This is a genomic window from Oleiphilus sp. HI0117 (genome assembly GCF_001635235.1).
Genome location: NZ_LWGA01000275.1, coordinates 1 through 1,990, shown reverse-complemented (window position 1 = coordinate 1,990; position 1,990 = coordinate 1). Strand labels below are relative to the sequence as shown.

1 rRNA gene is annotated in these 1,990 nt (G+C 49.6%); it reads left to right on the top strand.

The features are described 5' to 3' along the window. A 23S ribosomal RNA gene (locus A3757_RS03430) occupies positions 1-1,990 on the top strand; the annotation flags it as partial.

Below are 1,990 nucleotides of genomic sequence, written 5' to 3'. Positions count from 1 at the left end.
GCCTTGGCAGTCAGAGGCGATGAAGGACGTAGTAACCTGCGATAAGCGTTGGTAAGCTGGTAAACAAGCTTTGACCCAACGATTTCCGAATGGGGAAACCCATCTAACATAAGTTAGATATCTTGCACTGAATACATAGGTGTAAGAAGCAAACCCGGAGAACTGAAACATCTAAGTACCCGGAGGAAAAGAAATCAACCGAGATTCCCTTAGTAGCGGCGAGCGAACGGGGATTAGCCGATGATTATTGAATTAGTGGAACGCTCTGGGAAGTGCGGCCATAGTGGGTGATAGCCCCGTACACGAAGATTCAATAGTCACATATTAAGTAGGACGGGACACGTGTTATCTTGTCTGAAGATGGGGGGACCATCCTCCAAGGCTAAATACTCCTGACTGACCGATAGTGAACCAGTACCGTGAGGGAAAGGCGAAAAGAACCCCTGTGAGGGGAGTGAAATAGATCCTGAAACCGTATGCGTACAAGCAGTGGGAGCAGACTTGTTCTGTGACTGCGTACCTTTTGTATAATGGGTCAGCGACTTAATTTTAGTAGCAAGGTTAACCGTATAGGGGAGCCGTAGGGAAACCGAGTCTTAATAGGGCGTTTAGTTGCTAGGATTAGACCCGAAACCGAGTGATCTAGCCATGAGCAGGTTGAAGATCAGGTAACACTGATTGGAGGACCGAACCCACTTATGTTGAAAAATGAGGGGATGACTTGTGGCTAGGAGTGAAAGGCTAATCAAACTCGGAGATAGCTGGTTCTCCTCGAAAGCTATTTAGGTAGCGCCTCGTGTATCACCCTGGGGGGTAGAGCACTGTTTGGGCTAGGGGGTCATCCCGACTTACCAACCCCATGCAAACTCCGAATACCCAGGAGTGCGATCACGGGAGACACACGGCGGGTGCTAACGTCCGTCGTGGAGAGGGCAACAACCCAGACCGCCAGCTAAGGTCCCAAAGTTACAGTTAAGTGGGAAACGATGTGGGAAGGCTTAGACAGCTAGGAGGTTGGCTTAGAAGCAGCCATCCTTTAAAGAAAGCGTAATAGCTCACTAGTCGAGTCGGCCTGCGCGGAAGATTTAACGGGGCTCAAACTGTACACCGAAGCTGCGGATATCTTTTAGATATGGTAGAGGAGCGTTCTGTAAGCTGATGAAGCTCAATTGAGAAGTTGGGTGGAGGTATCAGAAGTGCGAATGCTGACATGAGTAACGACAAAGGGGGTGAAAAACCCCCTCGCCGGAAGACCAAGGGTTCCTGCGCAACGTTAATCGGCGCAGGGTGAGTCGGCCCCTAAGGCGAGGCTGAGAAGCGTAGTCGATGGGAAACAGGTTAATATTCCTGTACTTGTATATATTGCGATGGGGAGACGGAGAAAGCTAAACCAGCATGGCGACGGTTGTCCATGTTTAAGGTTGTAGGCTGAGGACTTAGGCAAATCCGGGTCCTTAAGGCTGAGAACTGATGACGAGATCTCTTTTAGAGATTGAAGTGGTTGATGCTCTGCTTCCAGGAAAAACCTCTAAGCTTCAGATATATAGGAACCGTACCCCAAACCGACACAGGTGGTCAGGTAGAGAATACCAAGGCGCTTGAGAGAACTCGGGTGAAGGAACTAGGCAAAATGGTACCGTAACTTCGGGAGAAGGTACGCCGATTTTGGTGATCAGACTTGCTCTGTAAGCTGAGGTCGGCCGAAGATACCAGTTGGCTGCGACTGTTTATTAAAAACACAGTACTCTGCAAACACGAAAGTGGACGTATAGGGTATGACACCTGCCCGGTGCCGGAAGGTTAATTGATGGGGTTAGCGTATGCGAAGCTCTTGATCGAAGCCCCGGTAAACGGCGGCCGTAACTATAACGGTCCTAAGGTAGCGAAATTCCTTGTCGGGTAAGTTCCGACCTGCACGAATGGTGTAACGATGGCCAAGCTGTCTCCACCCGAGACTCAGTGAAATTGAAATCGCTGTTAAGATGCAGCG